Below are 6,152 nucleotides of genomic sequence, written 5' to 3' on the forward strand. Positions count from 1 at the left end.
ACTCTTCCTCTATCCGCTTATGGCATTGGTTAAATGCCGCCGTTATCAGCGGATCATTATTAACCGTGTTAATTAATTCAACCATACTTAAAACACGGCCAAACGCATCCTTTATCAAGGACACGCTTAAGGAGGCCGGTGCAACGGTTAGCAATGACCAGGCCCGCTCTGTAGCGCATGAATTGAGCGACAAGATCTGGACGCTTCATACCTATTTCGGTTATGTACTGGTTGGGCTGGTTGTTTTTCGGCTGTTACTTGAGTTTTTCCAACTCACTGATCAACGGTTTATACGCAGTTTGAAAAGCGCCTATGCAAAATACCAAAGTGTTAAACAACAGCGGGAAACCGCCAGGCATGATTTTTTAGTAAAAACGGTTTACGCTATGTCTTACCTGATGATTATCACCATGGCAGTTACCGGTTTATGCCTTGCATTTGAAGATGATGTACCCGCACTAAAGGCGATTCATGCCTTCAGGGAGATCCACCAGTTTACGATGTACCTGATACTTGCCTTTATTGTTGTCCATTTGGCCGGCGTGTTTTTAGCCGAACGAAAGGACAGCCCGGGAATAGTATCAGATATGATCAACGGCGGAAAAGAATAGGCGTAAGCCTTAACGCTAAAAGAGGCTGTCTCAAAAGTAGATTGTATCAAAAGGTTACCAAATAATATTTGCCTCTGCGATCTTTGCGTTCTGGTCTCCGTGATCTCTGTGGTTAAATTTTACCACAGAGTGCTCAAAGAAGGCGCGGAGAGGCACAGAGTTTTTATAGCGCAAAATATAATTTTGTATAATCCGTCTTTGTTCTACTTATGATACAGCCTCTTTTTTTATGAATAATATCTTTTATAAACGCTAAAATCTTCTCAATTTCAACTTTTTTTGATTGCATACCCCTCAAAGCTGCTTAAAATAAAGCCGACTTATTTAAGGGCTGCTTTGACCAGGCATAAGCACGCCATTTTACCGGAAATATAAAGGTGTAATTTACACCAGTGTTCCGCTCAACAAAAATATAATACCCATCAGCACTAGCCAGAGATAAAAAAGGATCCGATCACTATTGATCTTTATTGAGTTTATCATATTTTATGCTATTAATATAAATTCTCTGTTATCATCCCCTTATCAACGCGGCCTTTGTAATTTACATAAAAATTGCCGGTTTCCCGCCTTTTATGTTTTTTATTATTGAGGGCGATTATCTTCAATTTGCCCGATAAATTGCTCCGGTTTTTCATTAGGGAAACCATCCCACGAAAACAATACCTTCCCGTTTTGATCAACCAGTAAGGTATAAGGGAATTTACCCTCGGGATTATATTTATCTGCCAGCGCTTCATTCAATTTTACCTGTTCAGGGCTTAATTGATCTTTTTTCTGCCGGGGGAAATCAGCTCTTACCAATACCAGGTTTTTTGCAGCATAAGCTACAAAGGCATCCGACTCCAGTATCTCCTTCCTTAATCGTATGCATGGCCCGCACCAGTCAGACCCTGAAAAATTAATAAGAATTAATTTATGCTCCTGCGCCGCCTCTGTCTTAGCAACACTAAAATCCCCAAGCCAGCTCACGGCCGAAGAAAAGAACATCATAAAAGCAATTGAAAGCATCTTCATAACAAATAATCTAAGTTTTTTGTTTTACCTGCTTTATGTATGAGCAATATACTCACACATTTTGTAGATAAAATGAATTTTACAATAATATAACGTAACAATTAAAAATTTAATAGTTCTCTAACAAACCCGAAATATACAGGCTATTTAAAGCCCATACTTAGTGAAACCACGTCCGAAGCAAGGTTGGTAGTTTGCGTATAGTGCCCGTACCTTATTTCCATTTCGTGGAAGCTATGCATACCAAATACGCCATTTGGCGGTGCTACCCTAAAACCTACGCCATAAAAGCCGGCATTAAATTTTGCGTATTCAATATTACTGGTGTAATAAGCATCCGTTGGGCTATGCTCTCTATAAGGCGCATAATATTTTGCCGCTGTTTGGTCGTAATACCGGTAAAACGGAGAAATTGAAAAAAATGGCGTCACCTTATACGGCACTTCAATACTTGCTGTATTTGAGCGCGTTCCCCAGTTATCCATATAATAACGGTAATAGGTACGCAGGATGATATTATCACCCAGGAAATAATTGAGCCGGAAACCAAGTGGTAGCTTAAACCGCGAAGAGGGTAACTTTTCGACTTTTGCTATCGAGGTATCGCTGTCATTGAAATACACTCTGTGAAACGGCAAGCCTAAATACCCGCTTTGGCTAACCACATCGCCCAGAAACATCACCTGTAGCCTTGAATTTATTTGTTGCGAATAGGAGAATGCAGCTGTAAGTGTTGTCCTTGCGCTGGTTGGCAGGCTGTTTTTTGAACTTGAGATCAACTGGCCGCCAGAGCTCAGCGTTTCAACTACGCCGCTTGCGGTGGTTATAGTATAAGTTGTACCGGGCTGGCTTACAGGAGTAGGCGGAATAAGTTCTGACGGTAAAATTAGCGTAACTTTATCGAAATAACCCTGTAGCTTCATACCAAACTCTCCGCTTTTATCATTGGTTTTTACCGACCAATGAAAATCAATTCCTTTTGACTTGTAATTGTATTCTCCGGAATAATAAGCCCCGATACCAAACGTGCCGCCAGTTTTTGCGTTCTCCACGGTCCAGTCCAACGAAGGATAGATCCTTGTACCACGTGGGTTTCCGCGGCCGTTTAAAGCAACGTATGCTGCAGAAGCAGACGAATGATGGTCGTATCCTAAACCCACAGATAATGTGTTTTTGTTATTTGCCTGGTTTAACCAAACCAAATTCAGGTTCAAACCGTTTGAAAAATCGGTTACATTTTGTGTCCCTTTTGGCCCGGGCATCCCCCCCATAACAGCCGAACGGTCGCCCGTTTGGGTATAATAACTCGAAACCAGGTCGATTTCATCAATCCTCAGCTGCCGGGCATTATAACTGCTGCTGTCCTGGTCAACCGGGGTATATAAGCTGGTATACGCAGGCTTGGGCAGCCTGGTAGTGTCAGTGTTAACCTGCGCATAGACTTGAAATCGGCATAAAATTGCAAATCCGATTACGGATAAAAACTTTTTCTTCATAAATTTTAAGTAGTACTCGTATCGGATAATTAATTACAGCCGCAGCCACCACCTGTTTTGCCGGCATTTGCACCAGAAGCGCCCTCACGGTATGATTGAAAATTCAATTCGTTTTTTTCTACCTTTCTGTTAGTCAGCGCCATTTCAGAGTCATTTAGCCGGCTTTTCTGATACTCCTTTAAATGCACACATGATGTGGCAGAAATAACGAGCAGTAAGCAGGCCGATATTTTTATCAATCGTTTCATTCTATCGGGGGTTTTATTTTATATGTATATTTTTTGATGTGTACATTTTGTCATCATCGTCAATAATGATAGCTTCTATATTATTCATCTGGTTGATCAGGTCGAGGCCTGTATAAATGCCCATGATCATCACCGGGGTTGCCATTGCATCAGCTATTTCAGCATTAGTAGTAATGATAGTAACGCTTTTGATGCCGGTAACCGGCAATCCTGTTCGCGGATCAATGGTATGTGAATATTTTTTACCATCTATCATTACAAACTTCTCGTAATTGCCCGAAGTAGCAACCGCCATATCAGTGACCGACATCCACGAAAATATTTCGTTTTTAACATTTGGGTTTACAATCCCAACTGTCCAGGGGGTGCCGTTCGGTTGGAGCCCCCATGCACAAAGGTCACCCGATGCGTTTACCACACCACTGCTTACGCCAAGGCCTTTCATCACCTGCCTGGCCCTTTCGGCGGCATACCCTTTACCAATACCCCCAAAACCAATCCGCATCCCCTTTTCCTTTAAGTAGATCGTGCTTTTTTCCCTGTCGAGTACAACATTCCGGTAGTTGATCAGCCTCACCATTTTTTTTGCGGTAGCCTTATCCGGCAACGCTGTCATGCTTTTATCGAAATTCCATAAACGCTTTTCAATCGAGCCGTAGGTAATATCAAAAGCACCCTGTGTTAACCCCGATATCCTGAGGGAACGCTCCACCAGCGCAAAAGTTTCAGCACTTACTATCACAGGCATAATACCAGCGTTTTGATTTACCTGGTTAGTTTCACTATCGTCACTAAAGGTGGTTAACAACCGCTCTATTCTTTGTATTTCAGCAATTCCCGCATCAATCCTTTTATTAGCCCAGTCTTCATTATCAGCAACGGCCGTTAATTCAAAATGGTTGCCCATAAGCTTGCAACTCTTTTTAAAAACCAACTGATCATTCATAACCATTTGCATACCGCGCTGAGAATTTTAAACAATTTTGTTTCGTCCGGGAGCCTTACAACAATATTACCCGAACATTCTGTAGTGTAAATGAAATTACCTTACCAAAAACCAGCATCCATTCACATTTAACATAAATTAACAACTGCGCGTTTAAACATTTATTTTATCAAAACATATATTTAATTTGATATCCACCAACTCTAATTAAAAACCGTCTGCCGGGCATGCAACAAAACACCCCGTAAATCAAATATTAAACTAAAATAGCTGGTTATTTATTTTAAATGACGAAAATAGATGAAGATCGGAAATGTATCGACGAATACAAATTTACGACCGTAAAGCAATGGGGCATTAAAAACTCAGGCAGGTTAAAAACCCAGCAGCAAGTATTACATTTGATTCTGAGGTGGCCCATGGCGGCATTATTGCATGCTGCTATTTATAACCAGCTAAGGTAACTGCCGTATCAAGTGAATTATTGGTTCAGCCTGCGATGGCCTGTAACAAAACCTGCCCTTTTTTAAATTCGTTTGTATTTATATAACTTATCCGGATGCTCCCAGCGTTTTCGACGCCCTTTCAACCACGGTCACCATACCTGAAGAAAACGTTTTGGGATAAAAAAGAAAAACGGGATTTAACAAACAATCCCACTATTGTCTTTTTATTTTAACCCGTATACAACTACTTTTTTCGAAAAGGTTGCCAGGTAAACATGTCCGTTGGCAACGGTTGGCGAGCAGTATTTTGCATAAAAGCCAACGCCATCGCTATTAGATTGATTACTGTTCCAAAGTTCTTTGGTGATATCATTCGCGTCAAAAGCCCTTAAGATACCGGTAACCACGGTATTGCCCGCATCACCTGCGGATGCATAGGAAGCCCAAAGAATCCCGGTGCCGTTTACAGAACCGTTGCCGGAGACTGATAGCTGTGCACCACAGTCCCCTCCGGGACCGGGATCCGGTGAAACAGTTGAATTTTTTGCAAACAAGCCTGTTCCATAATCAAATGCGAAGGCTCTTAACTGATCGTTTTCGGACCATAAATACATATACTGGTTTAATCCGCCTTTGTAAAAAGCCGGCTGGCAGTGCATACTACCGTTTAGCGGGATAGTTTGCTGAATGACATTGAATGACGTGGAGTATCCTCCCATATTGTCTTTATTGAGCACATACAAATTACCATCCTTACAACCGGTCAGGTATAAATTTGTGCCCGGAATTAAAAATGTACCCATAACGCCATAATCCAGATCGTTTGTGTTCAGGTTCAAATAATTTAAAGGGGTAAAGTAGCTGGTGACATTTAGTGTGTTACCTGAAGGGGTAAGTTTTATTGCACTTTCGCCGCGGTTAATAAGGTCAGTAGGGCCCTGGTTCCCTATATCGTTTGTGCCATTCCCGGTTGCTGAAAAACTGCCTTTACCTACTGTTCCGTTGCCTGTTGTAATGTATAAACTGCCTTGCGCATCTGCTGCTATACCCATTCCGCTTTCCCAAATTCCACCGTTTTCGCCGTTGGGGGTATCATTATAAACGCCTTGCTGTGTCAGTGTGGATGCATTGTATCCCATGACCCAACCGTGATAGGGGTTCCAATCACAATGAGAAGACCAGGAAATGTACACAACGCCGTTTACCAGCACTAATCCCTGCCGCTGGTTGTTCCGCAGGGGATCAAAGCTTACTGTGCCATTCACATTACCATCCCCTGTTCCGGGCACACTGGCGCTAATCAAAACCGGACTTCCTGCTTTGTCGGCACCCGTTAAAATATCGATGGCGTGCAGATGCTGTACAAATTTTTGTCCGTCGGTACTGCG

Annotated in this window: 7 protein-coding genes; 2 read left to right on the forward strand and 5 right to left on the reverse strand. The window is 42.1% G+C overall.

Annotation, left to right across the window (positions count from 1 at the left end):
* A partial coding sequence (locus QZY09_RS02430; RefSeq protein ID WP_295667669.1) for a cytochrome b/b6 domain-containing protein occupies nucleotides 1-611 on the forward strand: 611 nt, incomplete at its 5' end.
* Nucleotides 612-1,196: 585 nt separating this feature from the next.
* Here the strand turns inward: QZY09_RS02430 and QZY09_RS02435 are convergent.
* The 4 genes from QZY09_RS02435 to QZY09_RS02450 form a co-directional block, all read right to left on the reverse strand.
* Nucleotides 1,197-1,628 carry a thioredoxin family protein gene (locus tag QZY09_RS02435; RefSeq protein ID WP_295667672.1) on the reverse strand — a complete coding sequence of 144 codons (432 nt, stop codon included), beginning with the start codon at nucleotides 1,626-1,628 and terminating at the stop codon, nucleotides 1,197-1,199.
* Nucleotides 1,629-1,771: 143 nt separating this feature from the next.
* Nucleotides 1,772-3,124 carry a DUF3570 domain-containing protein gene (locus QZY09_RS02440; protein ID WP_295667674.1) on the reverse strand — a complete coding sequence of 451 codons (1,353 nt, stop codon included), beginning with the start codon at nucleotides 3,122-3,124 and terminating at the stop codon, nucleotides 1,772-1,774.
* A 29-nt stretch (nucleotides 3,125-3,153) separates the two neighbouring features.
* The gene (locus tag QZY09_RS02445; protein WP_295667676.1) at nucleotides 3,154-3,372 is read right to left on the reverse strand and encodes a DUF4266 domain-containing protein; all 219 of its coding nucleotides are present in this window, start codon (nucleotides 3,370-3,372) and stop codon (nucleotides 3,154-3,156) included.
* Nucleotides 3,373-3,385: 13 nt separating this feature from the next.
* Entirely contained in the window at nucleotides 3,386-4,279 is an 894-nt protein-coding gene (locus QZY09_RS02450) for an FAD:protein FMN transferase (RefSeq protein WP_295667678.1), read from the reverse strand.
* A gap of 326 nt (nucleotides 4,280-4,605) precedes the next feature.
* Here QZY09_RS02450 and QZY09_RS02455 point away from each other — a divergent pair, with 326 nt between their 5' ends.
* Nucleotides 4,606-4,782: a hypothetical protein gene (locus QZY09_RS02455; protein WP_295667680.1), complete on the forward strand. Its 177-nt coding sequence runs from the start codon at nucleotides 4,606-4,608 to the stop codon at nucleotides 4,780-4,782.
* Between the two features lie 206 nt (nucleotides 4,783-4,988).
* Here the strand turns inward: QZY09_RS02455 and QZY09_RS02460 are convergent.
* On the reverse strand, nucleotides 4,989-6,152 hold a 1,164-nt coding region (locus tag QZY09_RS02460), incomplete at its 5' end, for a hypothetical protein (protein WP_295667682.1).

The sequence above is a fragment of the uncultured Mucilaginibacter sp. genome (assembly GCF_903913935.1).
In the GTDB taxonomy this organism is placed as follows: domain Bacteria; phylum Bacteroidota; class Bacteroidia; order Sphingobacteriales; family Sphingobacteriaceae; genus Mucilaginibacter.